The 21940-nt window shown below is 55.9% G+C and carries 20 protein-coding genes; 8 read left to right on the top strand and 12 right to left on the bottom strand.

What is annotated here, in order from left to right; all coding sequences use genetic code 11:
• Positions 1-160: 160 nt before the first annotated feature.
• Together AC13DE_RS19850 and AC13DE_RS19845 are read right to left on the bottom strand one after the other, a co-directional pair.
• Positions 161-769 (bottom strand): nucleotidyltransferase family protein, encoded by a 609-nt coding sequence (locus AC13DE_RS19850; RefSeq protein ID WP_483048790.1) that lies wholly within the window; start codon positions 767-769, stop codon positions 161-163.
• Between the two features lie 31 nt (positions 770-800).
• On the bottom strand, positions 801-3215 hold the full coding sequence (locus tag AC13DE_RS19845; RefSeq protein WP_483048789.1) for a GcvT family protein: 2415 nt from the start codon (positions 3213-3215) through the stop codon (positions 801-803).
• Positions 3216-3439: 224 nt separating this feature from the next.
• On the opposite strand from AC13DE_RS19845, the gene AC13DE_RS19840 reads away from it, so the two are divergent.
• Complete coding sequence (locus tag AC13DE_RS19840; RefSeq protein ID WP_483048788.1) at positions 3440-4798, top strand: DUF2254 domain-containing protein; 1359 nt, start codon at positions 3440-3442, stop codon at positions 4796-4798.
• 56 nt (positions 4799-4854) lie between these two features.
• Here the strand turns inward: AC13DE_RS19840 and AC13DE_RS19835 are convergent, their stop codons facing one another.
• Positions 4855-6162, bottom strand: a complete 1308-nt coding sequence (locus AC13DE_RS19835; protein ID WP_446298321.1) for an HlyC/CorC family transporter — start codon at positions 6160-6162, stop codon at positions 4855-4857.
• A 70-nt stretch (positions 6163-6232) separates the two neighbouring features.
• Between AC13DE_RS19835 and AC13DE_RS19830 the strand changes: the two genes are divergently transcribed.
• Complete coding sequence (locus tag AC13DE_RS19830; protein WP_483048787.1) at positions 6233-7054, top strand: metallophosphoesterase family protein; 822 nt, start codon at positions 6233-6235, stop codon at positions 7052-7054.
• On the opposite strand, the gene AC13DE_RS19825 is transcribed toward AC13DE_RS19830, so the two are convergent.
• The 3 genes from AC13DE_RS19825 to AC13DE_RS19815 are packed head-to-tail and all read right to left on the bottom strand — an operon-like array spanning position 6991 to position 9679.
• Positions 6991-7965: a site-specific tyrosine recombinase XerD gene (locus tag AC13DE_RS19825; protein WP_483048860.1), complete on the bottom strand. Its 975-nt coding sequence runs from the start codon at positions 7963-7965 to the stop codon at positions 6991-6993. The genes AC13DE_RS19830 and AC13DE_RS19825 overlap by 64 nt on opposite strands.
• Positions 7965-9506, bottom strand: coding sequence for a hypothetical protein (locus AC13DE_RS19820; RefSeq protein ID WP_483048786.1), 1542 nt, complete (start codon positions 9504-9506; stop codon positions 7965-7967). The genes AC13DE_RS19825 and AC13DE_RS19820 overlap by 1 nt, the downstream gene beginning before the upstream one ends.
• 23 nt (positions 9507-9529) lie before the next feature.
• Complete coding sequence (locus AC13DE_RS19815) at positions 9530-9679, bottom strand: hypothetical protein (protein ID WP_446298323.1); 150 nt, start codon at positions 9677-9679, stop codon at positions 9530-9532.
• A gap of 79 nt (positions 9680-9758) precedes the next feature.
• Between AC13DE_RS19815 and AC13DE_RS19810 the strand changes: the two genes are divergently transcribed.
• Entirely contained in the window at positions 9759-10355 is a 597-nt protein-coding gene (locus AC13DE_RS19810) for a shikimate kinase (protein ID WP_483048785.1), read from the top strand.
• Positions 10348-11457: a 3-dehydroquinate synthase gene (gene aroB / locus AC13DE_RS19805; RefSeq protein ID WP_483048859.1), complete on the top strand. Its 1110-nt coding sequence runs from the start codon at positions 10348-10350 to the stop codon at positions 11455-11457. The genes AC13DE_RS19810 and aroB overlap by 8 nt, the downstream gene beginning before the upstream one ends.
• A 70-nt stretch (positions 11458-11527) precedes the next feature.
• Here the strand turns inward: aroB and AC13DE_RS19800 are convergent, their stop codons facing one another.
• On the bottom strand, positions 11528-12025 hold the full coding sequence (locus AC13DE_RS19800) for a single-stranded DNA-binding protein (RefSeq protein ID WP_446298326.1): 498 nt from the start codon (positions 12023-12025) through the stop codon (positions 11528-11530).
• 207 nt (positions 12026-12232) lie between these two features.
• On the opposite strand from AC13DE_RS19800, the gene AC13DE_RS19795 reads away from it, so the two are divergent.
• Positions 12233-12817: a lytic transglycosylase domain-containing protein gene (locus AC13DE_RS19795; protein WP_446298327.1), complete on the top strand. Its 585-nt coding sequence runs from the start codon at positions 12233-12235 to the stop codon at positions 12815-12817.
• A gap of 101 nt (positions 12818-12918) precedes the next feature.
• Here AC13DE_RS19795 and AC13DE_RS19790 read toward each other — a convergent pair whose 3' ends face one another.
• From AC13DE_RS19790 to miaA, 5 genes are all read right to left on the bottom strand, one after another.
• The gene (locus AC13DE_RS19790; protein ID WP_446298328.1) at positions 12919-15009 is read right to left on the bottom strand and encodes a dipeptide ABC transporter ATP-binding protein; all 2091 of its coding nucleotides are present in this window, start codon (positions 15007-15009) and stop codon (positions 12919-12921) included.
• A 99-nt stretch (positions 15010-15108) separates the two neighbouring features.
• Entirely contained in the window at positions 15109-16572 is a 1464-nt protein-coding gene (locus AC13DE_RS19785; protein WP_483048784.1) for an ABC transporter permease, read from the bottom strand.
• Between the two features lie 15 nt (positions 16573-16587).
• Complete coding sequence (locus tag AC13DE_RS19780) at positions 16588-17673, bottom strand: ABC transporter permease (protein ID WP_483048783.1); 1086 nt, start codon at positions 17671-17673, stop codon at positions 16588-16590.
• A 260-nt stretch (positions 17674-17933) separates the two neighbouring features.
• Positions 17934-18749: an AraC family transcriptional regulator gene (locus tag AC13DE_RS19775; protein WP_446298331.1), complete on the bottom strand. Its 816-nt coding sequence runs from the start codon at positions 18747-18749 to the stop codon at positions 17934-17936.
• A gap of 58 nt (positions 18750-18807) precedes the next feature.
• Positions 18808-19704: a tRNA (adenosine(37)-N6)-dimethylallyltransferase MiaA gene (gene miaA, locus AC13DE_RS19770; RefSeq protein ID WP_483048782.1), complete on the bottom strand. Its 897-nt coding sequence runs from the start codon at positions 19702-19704 to the stop codon at positions 18808-18810.
• 100 nt (positions 19705-19804) lie between these two features.
• On the opposite strand from miaA, the gene pyrH reads away from it, so the two are divergent.
• The 3 genes from pyrH (at position 19805) to uppS (ending at position 21935) form a co-directional block, all read left to right on the top strand.
• On the top strand, positions 19805-20533 hold the full coding sequence (gene pyrH / locus AC13DE_RS19765; RefSeq protein WP_446298333.1) for a UMP kinase: 729 nt from the start codon (positions 19805-19807) through the stop codon (positions 20531-20533).
• A 98-nt stretch (positions 20534-20631) separates the two neighbouring features.
• Positions 20632-21195: a ribosome recycling factor gene (gene frr / locus AC13DE_RS19760; RefSeq protein ID WP_446298334.1), complete on the top strand. Its 564-nt coding sequence runs from the start codon at positions 20632-20634 to the stop codon at positions 21193-21195.
• Positions 21195-21935: a polyprenyl diphosphate synthase gene (uppS, locus tag AC13DE_RS19755; protein WP_446298335.1), complete on the top strand. Its 741-nt coding sequence runs from the start codon at positions 21195-21197 to the stop codon at positions 21933-21935. The genes frr and uppS overlap by 1 nt, the downstream gene beginning before the upstream one ends.
• The last annotated feature ends 5 nt before the right edge of the window (positions 21936-21940 follow it).

Raw genomic sequence — 21940 nt, 5'->3', positions numbered from 1 at the left:
TTCTATGGGTCGCGTACAAAGTGGCGGTTTAAACCAAGGAAGGGCGGGGTAGGTGACTATCCCGTCTTTTTGCGTTGCGCATGCGGCCAGGAAGCAAGCGGGCTGACGCACCGGAATCGTGACGAATGCGGGTGAAACGGGCTTGGTCGCATAGGGGTCGTCAGGTGTTGGTCCTGCGCCATGCTTCCCATTCTTCGGGGGTGTCAAGATCCAGAAGGGCGTGGTTGTCGGGTAACGGAACCAGGACGGTGGAATCCGCGGCGGCTGCGACTATGTCGCGCCCTCCGACATCGCCCGACAAGGCTGCGAACCGTGCGAAATGGCATGCTGCAAAAACGGTGGGATGGCCCGGTTTTCCCGCCGATGTGGCACCGCGCCAGATGGTATTTCCGCTTTCCAGATCAACGGCTTGGAGAACCTTTTTAAGGTCGCTTTCGTTTAGCTCCGGCAGGTCGGACAACAGCACCATAACTGCTTTGCAAGTGTGTGGCAGCATCGCGAACCCACGCTTGAGGGATGCGTTGATACCCTCGGCGGCATCGGGAACCGGTACCAAGGTTGGTGTGGTCAACCCCGCCAAAACATCGTAGCGCGGATGCGGCGCAGGGGGCAGGGTAATGAACACCGGGCCGCCCGTCACCGCCAGGGCCAAGCACGCCTGACGACGCAACAAAGGTTGGTTGTCGACACGCTCCAGCAGCTTGTCGCGCCCCCGCATTCGAGAGGATTGGCCCGCCGCCAGAAGAATAATGGGTATGTTCGATTTCATTTGACTAACGTACCCCCAGATCTTGCGATGTTTAAGAGCGTCCTCGCATCCGGGCCCCATCGGCGTCAAACAATGGCTCCTTGATCAATCTGGCAGGGCACATCTTGCCCAAAATCTCTATCTCGACCCGCAGCCCCTTGCGGTCTCTCGCTGTTGGAACGAAACCCAAAGCAACGGATTTCCCAGCAAAATGCGAATACCCTCCGGAGGTGCAAAATCCGACGACGTTTCCATCGTGCCAGATCGGTTCGTAGCCGTGCACATCCGCGTCGATACTATCGACCTCAAACGCACATAGTTTCCGGCCAGGGCCCTTGTCCCGTTCGGCTTCGGCGGCGGCGCGGCCAATAAAATCGGCGTCTTTCTTAAAGTCGATAAACCTTTCCAACCCGGTTTCGGCCGCGGTGTAGTCCGGAGAGTATTCGGACATCCAACTGCCGAAGAATTTGTCCAGACGCAGTGACATCATCGCCCGCATGCCGAACGGTGCCATATCGTGCTTTTTCCCCGCCGCCCACAACGTGTGCCAAAGGTGTCGTTGATCCAGGCTATCGCAGTAAATCTCATAGCCCAGATCGCCGGTATAACTGACGCGCTGGACGATGCAGTTCACCATTCCGACGGTCATTTGGCGCACGTCCAGAAACCGCAAGCTGTCGACGTCGTGCAATGTGCAGGCTTTCAACACTTCTTTGGCCAGCGGGCCGGCAACCTGAAAACCTGTGCGCGTATCCGATATGTTATCAATCCGAACCGTATTTAAAGCATGTTGCGCGAACCAGCGCATGTGAAAAGCCTGAGCGCCATACGAAGCCGTTAACTGGAATGTCTGATCATCCAGACAAGAAATGGTGAAATCGCCGATAAGCTTGCCGGTTTCCGATAGCATTGGCGTCAGGGCCAGTCGCCCCACAGGCGGGATGCGGCCAGCCATTATCCGGTCCAGCCAGGAACGCGCCTGTTCGCCCGTGACCAGATATTTACCGAAATTTTGCACTTCGTTGATACCAACGCCACCTCTGACCCCGGCAACTTCGCGCGCCACCGCGTCAAACGCGTTTGAGCGGCGAAAGGTCGGCGTCTCGTATGTCGGTTCATCACCTTGAGCGAAATAGTTGGCGACCTCGAGCCCGTATTGCTGGCCCCAGACCGCGCCCATCTGGCTAAATATATCATACATCGGCGTGGTGCGCAGCGGTCGTGCGGCGGGAAGCTCTTCGTTGGGGTAGGACACTGAAAAACGTTTTTGGTAGTTTTCGATGACTTTCGGCAATGTGTAGCCCGGGCTTATCCAATCTCCGAAACGCGCAACGTCCATCGCCATGACATCACGTTCCGGGGTTCCGTCGACCATCCATTGTGCAAGTGTAAGTCCCACGCCACCGCCCTGGGAAAAGCCGGCCATAACCCCACACGCCGACCAGTAGTTGCGCACACCCGGAACCGGCCCGACCAAAGGGTTGCCGTCCGGTGCAAAGGTAAACGGCCCATGAATAACAGATTTCACCCCGGCAGTCGCAAGTACGGGGAACCGTCTGTAAGCAAAATCAACGCTTTCCTCTATTTTGTTAAAGTCATTTGGTAACAGTTCATGACCAAATCCCCAAGGGGTTCCGTGCACCGCCCAGGGTCGCGCGCGCTGCTCGTAAAAGCCAATGCACAGGCCGCGCCCTTCTTGGCGCAGATAGCTTTCTCCGGCGGGATCCATCACATGCGCATGTTCGGTGTCACGCTCATAAATTTCAGGTATATCATCGGTGACAATATATTGGTGTTCCATCGGGTGAAGCGGGAAATAAATCCCTGCCATCGCACCTACCTCACGTGCCCACAGCCCACCTGCGTTGACGACGTGTTCGGCGTGTATCGTACCCTTGTCCGTCACCACGTCCCATGTACCGTCGGTACGCTGGTTGGTCTCGAGAACCATGCAATGCGTTTCGATCGTCGCCCCACCCATACGGGCGGCCTTTGCATATGCGTGCGTCGTCCCCGAGGGGTCCAGGTGCCCGTCCAATGGGTCATATAGCCCGCCGATGATACCCTCGAGATTTGTGATAGGTGCGATCTGGGCGATCTCCTCGGGGCTGACGATTTCGGTATCCAGCCCCATGAACCGATGCTTGGCCCGTTCGGCCAGCAACATGTCAAAACGTTCACGACTGTCCGCCAATGTGACACCGCCCACGTGATGCAGCCCGCATGACATGCCGGTTATCTCTTCCAGCTCTTTGTACAGCCGGATCGTGTACCCTTGAAGCGCCGCCATGTTGGTGTCGCCGTTCAAGGTGTGGAATCCCCCCGCAGCGTGCCAGGTACTGCCCGAGGTCAGTTCGGACCTTTCGACCAGCATGACGTCCTTCCAGCCCAGTTTTGTGAGATGGTACAGGACCGAAGCGCCGACAACGCCGCCCCCGATAATGACAGCACGTGTGGTGGTTTTCATGGCGCGGTCCTTTTGTCAGGTCGGTGAACCTTGATCGTTGCAAGGTGAAAAGCCCGAGGCATGTTACTTTCCGACATCAATTGTCGATTTTAACCCATTACGCGGTGAACGATTTCGCTTGCTTGCGCGTTGTCAAAGAGGAACGCTAAACACCGACACCCATGATCCCACACCCATGATCACCGAAGCTGGAAGGCCTGAATGCTCCCGATGGAAAACCACGCATGAATTTTGATTTTCTTCTTCCGTCGACCATTCTGCGGAAGACCAAGGAATACAGCAAAAAGCTTTGGATCAGGGTCCTGATTATCGGATGCCTTGCGGTTTTATCACTCGGGCTCAGCACTTTGATAGAAAGGTGGATACCGGATTCGCTTGCGACCTATCTGACGGGAAGCGCAGCAGACCGCCTGTTGTCGATTATCGCCAACGCAATGCTTGCAGTGACGACCTTTTCACTCAGCGTGATGGTAACAGTGTACCGCAGCACGTCGACCCAGTGGACACCGCGCGTGCACAGGTTGATCGTTCAGGACTTGACGACCCAAAACACCTTGGCGGTGTTCATCGGTGCATATGTTTACGCGTTGATCGCTATAATTTTGCGCGAACTTGAGGTTTTCGACGACAAACGCGCGTTTGTTTTGTTTGTCATGACGGTCCTGGTTTTAGCCATCATCGTTTTTTACCTGATCCGTTGGGTGCTGCACCTTCAGACGTTCGGAAGCCTGATTGACACGTCACGCCAGATCGAAAAGCAAGCCCGGGAAACCTTTAAAGAGCGCCTTACAAACCCTTGCCTTGGGGCGAACCCGCTTGTCGATGAAATTCCAGATAGCGCAGAGGTATTCTGCGTGAAGGAAGGGGGATATATCCAGCATATCTATCCCGAAGCGCTGAACACCGTTGCAATGAACCACGGTGTGAAGATCTATATGATACGCAACATCGGAAGCTTCATTTTCGACAACGAACCTCTGTTGAAGATCGACCATGTAGGCAACCCGCTGGATGAACATCACACCGAAAAGAGCCTGCGTGACGGGATCGAAAGCAGCATACGCATGGGTGATCTGCGCACGTATGATCAAGACCCGCGTTTCGGATTGATCGTAATGGGCGAGGTCGCTTCAAAAGCGCTGTCACCAGGTGTCAACGACCCCGGTACAGCGATTGACGTGATCACCCGGATGGGGCGGATATTGTCGGATTACGAAGACGAAGTTGCCCGCGACCGTGAAAATGAAGTGCTTGATAATATTTACGTACGGCCCCTGGACCCGGCTGATCTGATCGAAGACGCTTTCGGCGCGCTTGCCCGTGATGGCAGCACCGTTGTCGAAGTGCAGCAACGGTTGCAAAAAACGCTTTCCGGGTTGATGCGACACCCCGACGAAGGGTTACGCAAAGCCGCACGTGCCGCAGCAGAACTGCACTTGCAGCGCGCGCTCATGCATACTGAATACACGGCCGATCAGGATCAGATGCTGGCCAGTGCCGATGATGCGGTATGCGATGTGGTCAAGAAGGCTCTTGATGATCTCAAGTCAGAGAAATCTGATCGTACGATTACCAATGCCTGACCAGAGTGCGGCCCGACGCGGCATTTACCCGATCATCCCTCGGTGAACACTATACCTCACAAAGGCCGGATTTTAAGCTGTGTGATACGGTTGCCATCTTTGGCGATGACTTCAAAGCGGAAGCCGTGGAATGAAAAAACCTGACCGGGGGTGGGTATCATCTGGGCCTCGTGTATGACCAACCCGGCGACAGTGTTTGCTTCGTCATCCGGCAAGTCCCATTCAGTCGTCCGATTGAGGTCGCGGATCGTCATGGCCCCATCAACGAAAAACTGACCATCATCGGACTTTTTGACACCATGATCGGCGTCCGGGTCAAATTCATCAGTAATTTCCCCGACGATCTCTTCGAGAATATCCTCCAGGGTGATCAGCCCCTGAAGCGTCCCATATTCGTCTACCACCAGCGCGAAATGGGTGCGCCGGCGCAGAAACTGGCGCATCTGTTCGTCCAGCGTCGATGTTTCCGGGACAAAATAAGGTTTCATCGCAACGTCGGCAATTTTGAAATCCTTGAACGGGCTGCTGGCGTCCTCTGCATCATTGATACGCTTGTACATCGCACGCAACAAATCCTTGGCGTGGATAACCCCGATGATATTTTCAGGATCGTCGCGATAAATCGGCAGTCGTGTGTGGTTGGATTGGAGGATCTGCTCCAATATCTCGGCCGGTTCGACGGCAGCATCGATCATTTCAATGCCAGAGCGATGCAGCATGATTTCCTCGACCATACGTTCACGCAGATCAAGCGCACCAAGTATACGATCGCGGTCTTCCTTTTCGACAACGCCTTCGGATCGGCCCAGCTGCAAGGCACCCGCGATTTCTTCTCTAACCGCAAGAATGTTACTGTCGGGGTCAATGGTCACACCGAACAGTCGCAGGATCCCGCGAACCAGAAACCGAACCGCGGTCACGATGGGGCTGAAGATCAGGACGACGATCGCGATTGGCCGCGACACCGCAGCCGCAGCGGTTTCGGCATTGGTGATTGCATAGGTTTTTGGAAGCACCTCCGCAAAGATAAGAACCAGAAAGGTCATGATCAACGTGGCAAGCGCCACCCCGGATTCGCCAAACAGCCGCGTAAACAAGGCGGTCGCCATTGATGCCGCAAGTATATTCACAAGGTTGTTGCCCAATAGCACAGAGCCGATCAGCCGTTCGTTGTCTTCGGTGATCTTCAGGGCCCGTTCTGCACCACGTGACCCTTTGTCCGCCTGACCGCGCAGCTTGCCACGTGACGCTGCTGTCAATGCAGTTTCCGATCCGGAGAAGAATCCCGACAGCACCAATAGAAACAATATTATGCCGATGCTGAACCAAAATGCGCCGTCAAGCATTGCGGGGGCCGTGTCCATCTGAGAATATACCTTTTGCATTTGCTTTCTAGGTTATGGGCGCGTGCGCAGTTTCATTCAAGGGATGACCATGGTGAAACATCAAGATATGGGCAATTTGGATGGGCCGGTGTTGCTATTCGGCGGACCTTATTCGAACCTGCAAGCCATGGATGGCTTGTTAACTCAAGCTTCAAAGCTGGGGATAGATAGCTCTCGGATGATCTGCACCGGTGACATCGTGGCATATTGTGGCAATCCATCGGCGACAACCGAACGTATGCGCGATGCGAAAATTGCCATGATCGCGGGAAATTGTGAAAAACAGCTCGCTGCGGGTGCAATGAATTGCGGGTGCGGCTTTGATCAGGGCACAGCCTGCGATATCTTGTCAGCCGGTTGGTTTGGATATGCGCATCGTCATGTTTCCGACAACCAACGCGAATGGATGGCGGCGTTACCCGATATCCTGAGCTTCCGCCACGCCGGGTCGAGATACGCGGTCGTGCACGGCGGATACAACGACATCGCGCGATTTATTTGGCCCACCTCCAAGGAGCAGGTGTTTGATGAAGAATGGCAGGCAATCGAGGCCGCGATTGGACCCGTTGACGGTATCGTCGCCGGTCACAGCGGCTTGCCATTTGTCAGGGAAACATCGCGGGGGCGATGGATCAATGCCGGAGTAATCGGAATGCCGCCGCATGATGGTTGCGTGGAAACGCGGTATATGGTGCTCGATGGCAGGGAACTGACGCTGCATCGGCTGTCGTATGATGTGAAATCGGCGGTTTCAGCAATGACCGAGGCGGGTCTGACGCAAGGGTATCACCACGCTTTGGAAACCGGCTATTGGCCGTCAGAAGATGTGCTGCCTTGCGATTTACGAAGGGCAGTTTTCGCAAGCGGATGATTTTCCAGAACCAGTTCTGACAATCGCGCCTCCAGGACATGGGTATATATCTCGGTGGTGGCGACGTCAGCGTGGCCAAGCATGGTTTGAATGGCCCGCAAGTCGGCACCATGGGCAAGCAAATGGGTCGCGAACGCATGGCGCAGCGTATGAGGTGTGACCTTGGACGGGTCGACACCACCCGCCACGGCGAATTCCTTGATCATCAGGTAAAATCGGTGCCGGGTCAGGTGCCCCGACGCGCCTCTTGAGGGGAACAGGAACCGAGATGCCGGTATTTTTTGCGCCTGAGATGCTGCATCAATCTCATCGCGCATCCCCAGCCAGGATGATAACGCGGCACGCGAAGGTGCCGATAACGGTACCAGTCGCTCCTTGCCGCCTTTGCCCATGATCAACAATAGACGAGGATCACCACGGGTGGCACTGACCGGCAGGCTGACCAGTTCGCTGACGCGCATCCCGGTCGCGTACAGCAATTCCATCAGGCAGATGTTGCGCAGCTTTTCCTGTTGGTTTCGCCCTGAGCTGCGGGCGGCTTCCAGCAAACGGTCCACTTCTTGCTCTGAAAGCACTTTCGGCAGGCGTTTGCTTTTCCCCGGTCCGGTAATCTGAATCGCGGGGTTATCGCTTCGCAATCCTTCTTCAAAGGCAAACCGGTACAGCTGCTTAATCGCTGAAAGCCGTCGTGCAAGGGTGGATTTGGCCAGTCCTTGCGCATCACACCAGACGAGGTACGCTTCCACGTCGTTGCGTGCAGCCAAGTTGAAATCGAGTGCCTTTGCCGCAAGATAAGCGTCGAAATCTTTCAGATCGCGACCATAGGCCAACAACGTATTGGTCGCAGCCCCGAGTTCGGCAGCCTGGGCTTCCAGAAACGCCGAAATCCAGTGAAACGTCGCGCTCTGCATCATTCACGCTCCAGCAGTAAAATCTGAAGGCTGGCACGCCGTGCGGTATCTTCCAGCCCCAGGGCGCGTAATGTTGACAAGGCATCACGCAGAGCAAAGGTATCCCCGCGCGCGCCATCTTCCAGAAGGCCGATGGTATGCAGGATGGCGCTACCGAGTTGCCCGTTTCTGGCTTCGTCGATCCAATCGCTTCGGGGGCTCGGGTCAGTGAAAGCGCTGGCGATAGCGGCGGCGGGCCGCATATCAGGTATCGCCTGAGGCGGCTCACCCCGTGCGATTGATGTCAAAAACGCCATTTCAACGCTTGCGTTGTGTGCATTCTGGACGGTTTCATACAACGGAGAAAGCAAAACGATATGATCGCGAAGCATTTTGCTTTGTCCTTCCAGCGAGACGCTGCGCAACCGTTCAGCATAAAGTGCCGCAAAGCTTATCTCGACCTCGGCCTCGGTCATGGCTTGCCACGCTTCGGTCAGGGTCTTGGCCACGGCCTCCGCGCTTCCGGAATATAGAGCGGTATCAAAACGCTGCAATGCTTCGACCCGATCCCACACGCCACCTGATGCAGCCGGTTCACGGCTGGTGAAAATCCCCAGGAAACGGTTGTCGGGCAGGGCCCCAATGCGGGTCAGTCTTTCGGCGGCATCCAGTTGGGCCTTCCAGCCTGCGATGTCACGAAGATCCGATACCGCGAATGCAGGGGGCAGATTGCGTGTTGATTTCGCTTCCCCGATCGCTTCGAACAGGCGGAAAGACAGCGGGCTGATCGACCGCGGCGTGTGCAAAGGCGCGGCCCCATCGTAGATGTCGGGATTCAAGAACCGGTCCAGCAAGGCCAGATCATCGGGCGGCAACAACTGCAACGCCTGGATTGCGCCCAGTGTCAGCGCGGCGTTTTCCCAATCGCCGGACCGGACCGCACATAAAATGCGCACGCCGTAATCGGAAGACAGGTAAGGTTTGTCCTGAAGCAGTTCGCACGCGCGGTCTTCGGTACCCAGCAAAAGGCTGATATCCATCCACAATTTGAAGTGGTCTTGCGACGTGGCAACGCCGGCCTGTTCAATCAGTGACAGCGCCGGGTCAAGCGCACCTGCATCCATGAGCTTTCGAACCCGTGCCAGGGCCAATGCATCGCCTTGCTTTGCATCACCCTCAGGGGCGGTTGCTTCGGCCAACAGCAACGTAAACAACAACGTATGCGCGGCAGGAAGATGCAATTCGGGAAGGCGGTCAAGCTGATGGGCAATCTGCGCGGCACTGCTGCCTGACCATATATTCTGGGGTAATCCGGTTACCTTGGCGGGTACCAATCCGATGGCGCGGGGGGACCCTTGCGCAAGTTCATTGACCGACACCGGCGGAGGCAGAGCGGATTTAGCGACCGGGGCCTCAGCCGGTTTAAGCGGCGGGCGCGAACGTTTTGAGGGAGGTTTCGGCCTCTCCCCCAACCAGTCGATGACTGACAACGGCCCGCCGTCAGCGGGCGGCTGCGTGGCCTGGGCAACAAGTATCTCAGGCAGCGTGATCAAAAAAATCACGCAAAGACGCCTGATTGCCTGCATTATTGGCCTTCCAACGTTACGGGTTCGCGGATTTCCACCTGAGGCGGCGCGAATTCAGCCCCGAAAAATGGACCGACATACGCGTAAATAGCAAGTCCAATAAACCCTAGGATCATGAGGTAAATCAGAAACTTGATCAGCTTGCCCATAAATTCTGCCTGCTTTCTTTCGCAAATTTTGCTCTTCTATATATGGCCTTTTCCCTAATATCACGTCATTCAGTTAAAAATGAGCGGATTTGAGCAAACCCCAGCCGATATGGCCCGTAACGCAGCATCATACCATCTTAAAAAGACGGTGGTAATGGTGGGGATGATGGGTGCGGGCAAAACAGCTGTGGGACGCGCGCTTGCAGCCAAGCTTAACGTCAATTTCCTGGACAGCGATCATGAAATCGAAACAGCCGCCAACCTTAGCGTGCCGGAAATTTTCGAACGCGACGGCGAAGCGTTTTTCCGTAAACGCGAAAGCGAAGTGATCGCACGACTTCTTGTTGAAAAACCGGGTGTTTTGTCGACGGGAGGCGGGGCATTTCTGGCACCTGTCAATCGGGAAAATATCTCGAATATGGGGGTTTCCTTGTGGTTGGACGCAGATATCGACCTTTTGTGGAACCGTGTGCGGCATAAATCTTCCAGGCCGCTGTTGCGCACACCCAACCCTCGCAAAACTTTGGCCGAGCTTTATGAAAGTCGAGTGCCGATATACCAGAAAGCCGACCTCACAACCAGATGTTGCCCGCATTTGTCCATCGACAGTATGGCTACAAAGGTGATCGAGACACTGCTGAATCGCCCGGATGTTTTAGAGAGAAATGATGCTTGAAACCGTACATGTAGCACTGCCGGGACGCGAATATGACATTCTGATCGGTCCGGGGCTGTTGGCCCAGGCAGGCGAGCATGTAGCACCGTTTTTGCGCCGCCCAAGAGTTGTTGTCATCAGCGACGATACTGTAGCAGCACTGCATCTCGAGTCTTTGCGACTTGGTCTGGCGACCGCCGGCATCACCATGCAGGCGCTTAGCTTACCGCCCGGCGAAGCGACGAAAAGCTGGTCACAGCTGATACGCTGTGTCGATTGGTTGCTCGACCAAAAAGTCGAACGAAATGATGTGGTTATAGCTTTAGGCGGTGGCGTGATCGGCGATCTCGTCGGGTTCGCGGCTGCTATTTTGCGACGCGGTGTCCGGTTCATTCAGGTGCCGACATCGCTTTTGGCGCAGGTCGACAGTTCGGTCGGCGGCAAAACCGGCATCAACGCAAGCCAGGGCAAAAATCTGGTCGGCGCATTCCACCAACCGTCGTTGGTTCTGGCTGATACGGCAGTTCTGGGCACTTTGACGGTGCGTGATTTTCTGGCCGGCTACGGAGAGGTGGTAAAATACGGGCTGTTGGGTGATGCGGGATTTTTCGAATGGCTGGAGACCCAGGGCCCGGCATTGGCGTCAGGTGACATGGCCGCACGTATCGAAGCCGTCCGGCGGTCCGTACAAATGAAAGCCGACATCGTCATGCGCGATGAAACTGAGCAAGGCGAACGGGCGCTGTTGAATCTTGGCCATACATTTGGCCACGCGTTGGAAGCCGCAACAGGGTATTCCGATCGATTGATGCATGGCGAAGGCGTGGCAATCGGCTGTGCACTTGCCTTTGAACTATCCGCTCGTTTGGGACTTTGCCCGCAAGAAGACCCCAGCCGTGTCCGCCAGCACCTCAAGCAAATGGGCATGAAAACCGACTTGCGCGAGATCGACGGCGACCTGCCTGATGCACAAACATTGCTGGCCTTGATGGGCCAAGACAAAAAGGTGGTCGGTGGCGAGCTTCGGTTCATACTCGCGCGTGGCATCGGCGACGCATTTGTAACAGGCGATGTTCCAAAGGAAGCGGTAATTACGATTCTGGAAGAAGCACTTAAAAGCTGAACCTGATGTATCGGATTACAGAAAAAGGCGGGCATTTGCCCGCCTTTGATCGGTTAGAGTTGATGGAAAATTAGAACGGGATCTCGTCGTCCAGATCGCGCGAGGATCCGCCGCCGCCGCCTTGATTGCCACCCGACGGGCCAGAATCATAGCCACCCCCGTAGCCGCCTGGATCCGATGGACCGCTGTCATATCCACCACCAGAGCCGCCACCGTCGCGACCGTCCAGCATGGTCAAGGTCCCGCCAAAACCCTGCAACACGACTTCGGTGCTATAACGGTCGGCACCGGACTGGTCCTGCCATTTACGTGTCTGCAATTGGCCTTCGATGTAAACTTTGGAACCTTTCTTGAGGTACTGTTCGGCAATACGCACAAGCCCCTCTTGGAAGATCGCAACAGAATGCCATTCGGTTTTCTCGCGGCGCTCCCCGGTATTGCGGTCTTTCCAGGTTTCAGACGTCGCTATGCGCAGGTTGCACACCTTGCCGCCATTCTGAAAGGAACGCACTTCGGGATCACGCCCCAGATTCCCGATTAGGATCACTTTATTTACTGAGCCGGCCATAATGCCCCCTGTCTACTGAAAAATTGACGCCGCACGAATCCCGCGCGGTCGCTGGTTTGATTGAACTTATACCTACGCGGATGTGCGAAAAATAGGGGAAGGGTGACATTATCCGGGTGGTTTTTCAGGTCTGTAAATAAATGATGGCGATGACGTGTCAGTTTGATATGGTCCCGCAGGAATTATGCCATAGGGGGCAGGGACCTTATGAACAAATTGATCGTGACGGCGCTGTGTTGCATGGCATTCGCCCCAGCACCGCTGACCGCCGAGGTGTTTTCGAACAAGGACAGGTCAAAGCTGTTCGAATCCCAGAAGAAACTTCTCGATACACGCGCTGCAAAGCAATATGCAGCCTCGGTTAAATTGCAGCCACAGCGGGTCGTGACCCCGACCAAATGGGATACGCCGAAATATAGCGGCCGGTACAAGGGTATTTATCACGGCATGGCGCGCGAAGCCGCACAGCGACACGGTATTCCCGAAGGATTATTTCTGCGCCTTGTCCAACAAGAGAGCGGGTGGAACCCGTCGGCCAAATCCCACAAAGGCGCTGTGGGGCTGGCGCAGCTCATGCCGGCAACGGCCGCGCGCCTTAAGGTCGATGCGACCGACCCTTACGAAAATCTTGACGGGGGCGCGCGCTATCTCAAATCCCAGTACCGCGCGTTTGGTAATTGGGGGCTTGCGCTTGCCGCGTATAATGCTGGCCCCGGGGCCGTTATAAAGTATGGCGGAATTCCGCCTTACGCCGAGACCCGCAATTACGTAAAGGTCATCGCCGGTCTGTAGCTGTCCTCGTTGCTGCACCTTTGGTTTGTGAACGGTCGAACGCCGGCCCCCAATCGTTAGCGCCAGCCGGGACGCGCCCCCGGCGACCCTACACAAATTTATTATTGCGCAGCGAGGTCCAGCTCTATGACCGGCTCCATTTCGGCCAGTTGTGCATCGGTAAGGTGACATTTAATCTCGTGGTCGCTTGCGAGGCGTCGCAAGGCAGGCAGCACGGTTTCGCATTTATCGCCCGGCACTTGCGATTTCCACCGGCACCGCGTTTGAAACGGGCATCCGGGCGGCGGGTTCATCGCCGATGGTACGTCGCCTTCCAGTACAATGTGCTTTTTCTTGACGCGGGTATCCGCAATCGGTACCGCCGATAACAGCGCCTCGGTATAAGGGTGATAGGGTGGCGAAAACACCTGATCGGTTGTGCCCAGTTCGACCACATGGCCCAGATACATGACCATCACCCGGTCACTCAGATACCGCACGATGCTAAGATCGTGACTGATGAAAAGCAGGGTGGTCTTTTGCTCCCGTTGGATTTCCATCAGCAGGTCGGTCACCGCTGCCTGAACCGAAACATCCAGGGCCGAAACCGGTTCATCCGCTACAACGATACGGGCATCTCCTGCAAAGGCCCGCGCAATGCCGACCCGCTGCTTTTGGCCACCTGACAACTGGCGGGGCATGCGATTTGCAAATTCGCGTGGTAGTTTGACAAGGTCGAGCAGTTCAAGCATCCGCCGATGCCGGTCCTTGCTGTTGTCGCCGACCCTGAATATCTCGAGCGCGCGGATGATCTGCCTGCCCACAGTCATTGACGGATTCAACGTGTCGAAAGGGTTTTGGAAAACCATTTGGATATCAGCGACATTCTGGGTGCTGCGATCTTCGATGGGGATGTTCCCGATATCCTGCCCATCCAGCATGATCCGGCCTTCGGTCGCGGTTTCAAGACCCATCAGCACCTTGGCAAAAGTGGATTTCCCGCATCCGGATTCGCCAACAATCGCCAGTGTTTCAGATTCATGGGCCTCAAAGCTCAGTTCTTCGTTGGCTTTGACAACCTTTGCCGCGACGCCACCGAACATCGAATTTGCGGCGACCTGATAGTATTTCTTCAGCTTGTCCATCTTCAAGACAACTCTGCCGATCTCGCCCTTTTCCTTCAGCTCCGCCATCTGGGGCGGGGCGGCCCAGTCAATTTCCTGAAATCTCAGGCAACGCGTTGCGTGGCGCTCATTTCCGGGCACATCCTGCATCATGATCGGGCCCTGATCGCAGCGGCCGGCCTGAAAATAATCGCAGCGTGGTCCGAAATTACACCCAGGCGGACGCTCGTGTGGTAACGGGAAATTGCCGGGAATGGCGATAAGCGGGCGCGCGTTCTTATCGGCACCGGGCAGCGGGATCGACCGGAAAAGCGCTTGGGTATAAGGATGCTGCATTTCGTCGAACACATCTTCAATCGACCCGCGCTCCACGGCCTCTCCCGAATACATCACGCAAATCCGGTCACAGGTCTCCAGAACCAACCCCAGATTATGGCTGATGAACAGCATTGATGTGCCGTATTTCCGACCCAGATCCTTGACCAGTTCGACAATTGCGGCCTCGACAGTCACATCCAACGCGGTTGTGGGTTCATCCAGTATCAACAGGGATGGTTCCGACATCAAAGCCATCGCGATCACGATGCGCTGCTGTTGTCCGCCTGAAAGCTGATGCGGATAGGCTTTCAGGATGCGTTCAGGATCAGGCAGCTTCACATCCGTCACAAGTTGAAGAGCGCGTGCATAGGCCTGTTTTTCGGAAATGCCCGCGTGAATCATCGGCACTTCCATCAGTTGCTTGCCAATACGCATCGCCGGGTTCAACGAGGCCATCGGTTCCTGATAGATCATCGCGATTTGGCTGCCGCGAATGTCACGCAGTTCCTCAGCGCTCATCTCGCTTAAATCGCGACCCTTGAATTTAATCGACCCGCCAACGACGCGGCCGTTGGCACCCAGATCCTGCATGACCCCAAGCGCGACCGTCGACTTGCCGCACCCCGATTCCCCAACCAGCCCCACGGCTTCACCCGGCTTTACCGAAACTGAAAAATCCATCACCGCCGGAATTTCCCGCAGCCGCGTGAAGAACGAAATCGACAGATTGTCGATCTCGAGAATGGGTCCGTCATACGTACGCTTTGTCATCTTCACCGCTCCTCACCATCAATGAACCACACCGACTGTTTTCATTTTGCCCGTAAACTCCGGGGGTCCGGGGGCTGGCCCCCGGGATCAACGCCTCACTCAATCCCGTAAACTCTCTTCTCGCAATCCATCGGCCAATAGGTTGAGCCCCAGAACCAGGCTCAACAATGCCAGGGCCGGCACGATTGCGGCATGGGGGTACAGCGACAGCAACCGCCGCCCCGCGTTGATCGTCGTTCCCCAATCAGGGCTTTCGGATTCCAGTCCCAACCCGAAAAAACCCAACGTTCCCAATAATATGGTCGTGTAGCCAATGCGCAGGCAGAAATCGACGATCAGCGGTCCCCGCGCATTGGGCAGGATCTCCCATAGCATGATATACCAAGGTCCTTCGCCTCGGGTCTGCGCGGCGGCAACGTAGTCGCGGGTTTTGATGTCCAGCGCCAGCCCGCGAACGATACGAAACACCGTGGGTGCATTGACAAAAACCACAGCGACAAAAACCACCAGAAGGCCAGGGCCGATGTCAAAAAGATCAAGAAATGCGGGCAGACCGGGGATATCGTAAGTACTGGTTTTCACCAGGGCCCCGTCGTTCGATATCATCGACAGATAGAGCCACCCGAACAATCCCAGCACCGCAATCAATACCGGCGTGCGGACGGACGGCTGGGTGTAATAGCGCGAATTCAAAAGAACCGCGACAAACACCAACGGGAAGATGAACAGCACGATGGCCATATAACTTGGCAACCCTGTCAGCACGATCTCGGGCGTGACGAGGAGATAAAAGATCAGTATCACCGGAAACGCCAGGATGAGGTTGGCCAGAAAGCTCAGGAACACATCGAGCTTTCCGCCGTAATATCCCGCCGGCAGGCCAAGCGTGATGCCAACCATAAAGGCAAAAATCGTCGCCATCGGCGCGATCTGGATTACGACCCACGATCCCTTGATCAACCTGCTGAACACGTCGCGCGCCAGGTTATCCCCCCCAAGCAGGAACCAGGGATAGTCGGTCGCGTCGGCCCGTGCCAAGGGCGTGCCGGGCAGCTTGTTTTTCATCCCCGACACCTGGCTTAGGCTGTCGTGGGTCACCAGAAGATCAAAGACGCCTCCGAATATTCCCGTGAATACCCAGAACATGACCAGGGCAAAGCCGATCATTCCGACGGTGCTGTCAAAGAGTTTACCGTAAAGACCCAGCTTGCGCTTGAAAACCACCGAGACCGCAAACGTCACGACCAGGGCCAGCCACACCGGCAAGAGCTGACGCGAAATCGCCCCCACGATGCCTGCCGTCGGTCCGACGAAGATACCTGCCAGCACGTAGATCAAAATCAGCACGATACTTGCCCAAAAAGCGTAGCTCCCGGTTTTGGCGAACACACCCCCTGGGCCTCGGTCCACGCTCGCCACGTCCCCCCCCGCCGACCGAAGGCCGGCACGGGGCATGACCGACACCACGATCTGCGCGGTATATGCCGCCACCATGATCGCAGCGGACAGTCCCAGGATCGGGTTCAGCCAAGTCAGCGCGCCTGTCCATGTCAAAGCTTCCATGCCCTTGCCCTTTCCTTAGGTGATGCGGATGCGCGGATTCAAAAGAACATAGCCGATATCCGAGATCAGCTGTGTCGCCAGCACCACCACAACCGACACGACAGAAACCGCCAGCAACAGTTCGATATCGTTATTTGACGCCGCCTGCACCAAAAGCCAGCCGAAACCTTTGTAGTTGAACAAGGTTTCTACGATGACCACCCCGTTCAGCAGCCACGGTATCTGCAACATGATGACGGTGAACGGAGCGATAAGAGCGTTTCTTAGCGCATGTTTCAAAACGATGTTGCTGAACTTGACGCCCTTTAACCGTGCGGTACGAATATACTGCGCTGTCATGACTTCGGTCATCGACGCTCGTGTCATACGTGCGATATATCCCATCCCGTACAAAGAGATCGTCAGGACCGGCAGAAAGAAGTTCCAAAAGGTCGCGTCTTTCATCGCGCTCGTCGCAGAGCCGAGGAACAGGGTTTTGCCGTCGATCCATCCCCATTCCGCCAGCATGGGTGACAAGCCGAATTTCGATGACGCGAGAACCGCGATAAAGATCACACCGGAAACATATTCGGGGGTGGCGGTGGTGGCGATCGAAAAGGTCGACAGGGACCGATCAAGCCGGGTCCCCTCGCGCATGCCAGCCAGAACCCCGACAATCAATGCAGACGGGACCATCAGAAGCAGAACAAAGAACATCAGCTTGCCGGTCAAGCCCAATCGCTTGATCACGGTCGGCCCTACATCTTCCTTGAATACCGTGGAATAACCCCAGTCGCCTTGCAAGATACCGCAGAATTTCGGGCGCTCTGCCACCGGAGTTCCGTCCTGAAAACAGCGGCCGAAAACCTTGCCGTCCTGGGTTTCGGTGACCCAGCCCGGGACCACCCCCAACCATTGCCCGAACTTCACCGGTGTGGGTTCCAGATAACCCCGATTGCCCAGATAGCTGGCGACCGCTTCGTCAGACATGCGAAAGTTACCTTGGGTCTTCGCCAGTTTTTCCAAATTCGGGTACAGATTTGTCAACCAGAACACGATGAAAGTCAGGCAGAACGCCGTTAGAAGTATGACGCCCAAACGACGAAGTATGAATACACCCATGGAATATCCCTGCTGTTGACACGTTGCATCTCCCGCAGGCACTGGGGCGCGTCGCGTTCTTGGCTCGTTTATGGTGCAATGCGACCCAGGATCGGACATGGGTAAACGCGCTGCAACTTTCCCTTGTCGTCCCGTATGTGCGGGACGCTTTTTTTGTTGTGACCGCCATGAGGCACCAGATCGCAGCGAAGGTCAATGTCGCGTTTTGCGCTTTCATGATGGAAAAGCGACATTTTCGCGCGCGCGCCGGCAGGTTTCGATCATGGTTTGGGTTTGCGCAGCTTGCTGGGAAGCTGACCGGTGTGGTGCTGGATGTACCGCGTGAAATAGGCCGCGGACCCGAATCCCAGATGTCGTGCGATGTCCTGGGCCGAATGATCCGTCGTCGTCAGCAAATTTCGTGCTTCATGCACAACGCGTTCAGTCAGTATATCCGCCGCTGTTTTGCCAGTGGCAGATTTCACTGCCCGGGTCAGGTGAGTCGGCGTGACATCAAGCGATTGGGCATAGGCGGCCATAGGGGCTCCCGTGGCAAACCGGTCCGATACCATCTGGCAAAATCGTGCGCTTAATCGCGCGCCAGCGTTGCGTCTGGGGGGAATGTGCTCATCCTGCATGATCTGGCGTCTTAACCACACTGACATTAGGGCCGCGTAGCCTTCGATTGCATCGTGTGACAGCGAACGTTTTGCTTGCTGTTCGCGCTGTGCGGCCTCGACCAGACCTGTAAGCTCGGTTTGCACCTGAACGTCGCGAATACGCAGATGCCGGGGCATCTGGGGCAGGCGCAAAGGCGTTCCCTCGGGTATCACCACAGCATGCCCAATACCCTGCCGCCCGATGTCGATAGAAAACAATGCGTGCGCGGGGACGAAAACAGCATTATGCGTCCCCAATCCGCGCCTTTGGCCGTCCAATTGCAGCAACCCCTGACCGCGGGTAATCCATATCAGCAAGTGAGCAGGGTGGTCATGGCATAACTGTATCCGCCATTCCTGACCGCGGGACAGCTGGGCAAGCGTCAAAACTTCGATAGCATCAGGGATCACAAGTGAAAGCTCGTCGTATAAACGCAATGAAATTCATAAATATTCACATTTAAAGAAAATACCCATCTCGTATGTTACACCCATGCTACTGTCCGTGCGGCGAATACTCTAACCACTTAGTCGTGTTTTTTCGTAACCATGTTCTTTGCCGTTTGGCATATTGCCGTGTCGCTATGATTGCATCCATGCGCGCCACGTCAAGTGTAAGTTTCCCTCTTAAGTAGCAAATCAGTTCTGGTACACCTATTGCCTGATGTGCTGGCAACATCGGATTATAGGTCTCGAGCACAGCGGCAACTTCGTCTAACGCGCCTTGTTCAAGCATCTGGTCAAAGCGGCGAATGATCCTTCTGTTCAACCATTCCTTGTCGGCGTGAACCGCAATCGCGTGGCATCGGTTCAACGCCAGTGCCGGCGGGGGGGTACTGTCTTGCCAGTCAGCCAACCCGCGCCCCGTCGCCGCAAGCACCTCCCACGCCCGTTGCACCCGTCTGGGGTTGTTAAGATCAATCCGTCCGGCCGTCTCCGGGTCCAGTCCTGCGATCATATCGTCGATATGGGTGGAACTGGCCTGGCTGCGCACCGCATCCGGTACCGGTGGGATATCGGCCAGTCCTGCGGTGAGCGCATTGAAGTACAGTCCGGTACCGCCGACGATGATCGGCCTTTGATCCTGGGTCAGTATCTGTGTGACCTCGCGTAACCAATGCCCCACAGAATAAATCGATGTTGCGTCGACATGCCCGTAAAGAAGATGCGGCACCTGCGCGACTTCCTGTTTCGACGGACGGGCCGAGATCACGCGCCAGCAATCATAGACTTGGCTGGCGTCCGCGTTCACGATCACCCCGCCCTGAGCCTGTGCGATCGCCAGCGCCAGTGCCGATTTTCCGGACGCCGTAGGTCCTGCGATCAATACCGGTGTATTCGGATCGACAACATCCAACACATCGGATGACTTGTTCAGCAGAGCATTGGGCATTTCTTTACGCGAACCTTTGACGGAGCATTGAACCTTTTCGCTATTTGCGACATTTTACGGCTCAAAGAAAACCCCCAAGCCACCGATGAAAGGTGCTCCTATGACCGACAGTCTCCCCAACGTGACATTCAAGCGCGTTATGCTAAAGATTTCGGGAGAAGCATTGATGGGCGATCTGGGGTTTGGGCTGCACCCGCCGACTGTCCAGCGTATCGCCAACGAGGTCAAAACCGTTCATGACTTGGGCGTCGAGATCTGCATGGTCATTGGCGGCGGAAATATTTTCCGTGGTTTGCAAGGTTCGGCGCAGGGGATGGAGAGAACAACGGCAGACTACATGGGGATGCTGGCCACGGTGATGAACGCATTGGCGATGCAGTCGGCGCTGGAAGAACTGGGTATTCACACCCGCGTCATTTCCGCGATCACCATGAACGAGGTCGCCGAACCGTACATCCGCCGGCGCGCGGTGCGACATCTGGAAAAAAAGCGGGTCTGCATCTTTGCCGCCGGTACCGGCAACCCGTATTTCACGACCGATACCGCCGCGACCCTGCGTGCCAATGAAATGGCCTGCGAAGCGATCTTCAAGGGTACGAAGGTTGACGGCGTATACGATAAGGACCCTGCGAAACATGCGGATGCCAAGCGATACGATACCGTCAGTTATGACGACGTGCTGCAAAAGCGCCTGGGTGTCATGGACGCATCGGCGATCGCGCTGGCGCGCGACAACAATCTGCCGATCATCGTATTTTCGCTCGACGAGCCAGGCGGGTTTCGTGGCATACTAGCGGGGCAGGGCACTTATACGCGGGTACAAGGTTAAGCCGCCCACCCAAGATATACGCGTTTCCCTATACATCTGGGACCCGATAGCGCTATATCGACCCAGATTTACACAGTTACCAACCGACCGAGGACATCATGTCAGACGATTTTATGCTGGATACAGACGATCTTGAGCGACGCATGGACGGTGCCATATCGTCACTGCGCACCGAATTCGCGTCCCTTCGCACCGGACGGGCGTCTGCGTCGATGCTGGAACCGATCATGGTGGACGCCTATGGTAGCAAAACGCCGATCAACCAGGTCGGAACGGTAAACGTGCCCGAACCACGCATGGTTACGATAAACGTGTGGGACAAGGGTCTTGTCGGCAAGGTTGAAAAGGCGATCCGCGAATCCGGTCTTGGTATCAACCCGCAGCTCAATGGCACAATCATCATGCTGCCCATCCCCGAGCTGAACGAAGAACGCCGGACACAACTGACCAAGGTTGCCGGTCAGTATGCCGAACATGCGCGCGTTTCGATCCGAAACATCCGACGCGACGGCATGGATCAAATCAAGAAGGCCAAGGCCGATGGGATGTCCGAGGATGATCAGAAGGTCTGGGAAAGCGAAGTGCAGGATCTCACCAACCGGTTTATTGCCCTCATAGATGAGCAGCTTGAATCCAAGCAAGCTGAGATCATGCAAGTTTGATGTCCGCAGCGTCCTCCCCAACGTCAGAACTGGTGTCAGGGGCGCCGCGGCATGTGGCAATCATCATGGACGGCAATGGTCGTTGGGCGACGCAAAGAGGGCGCCCCAGGCTGTTTGGCCATCATGCCGGGGCGAAACGGGTCCGCGAGATCGTCGAGGCATGTCCGGATTTCGGTGTCGAATATCTGACGATATTCGCCTTTTCTACGGAAAACTGGAAGCGCACCCAGGTCGAGGTTGCCGGTTTGATGAGCCTGTTTCGCCGGTATATCGCCAAGGAAACTCGCGCTTTGAAAGCCGAGGGCGTGCGCGTGCGGTTTATCGGGGATCGCGTCAGATTGGATGCCAAGCTGATCAGGCTCATGACAGAACTCGAGCAAGAAACCGAGACCAATAGCCGGGTGAACTTGACCATCGCCCTGAACTACGGTGGACGTGACGAGGTCGCGCGGGCCACGCAGCGATTAGCGCAGGATGTGGCGTCAGGGCTGCTTGATCCCGACGAAATCGATGAAGAAACCCTGCCGCGTTATCTGGATACACGGGTGCTGCCGGACCCGGATCTGGTCATTCGCACCAGCGGAGAGGCACGGATATCGAATTTTCTACTGTGGCAGTCAGCCTATGCGGAGTACGAATTCATCGACACGCTGTGGCCGGATTTCTCGAAGGCCGAATTTGGTGCGCTGTGCGCCTCTTTCGGGGGGCGGGACAGACGTTTTGGCGGGGTGAAGAAATGATCATC

The organism is Sulfitobacter sp. L-8, from assembly GCF_056859255.1.
Note: the sequence above shows the minus strand (reverse complement) of the source record. Positions and strands in the feature narration are given on the sequence as shown.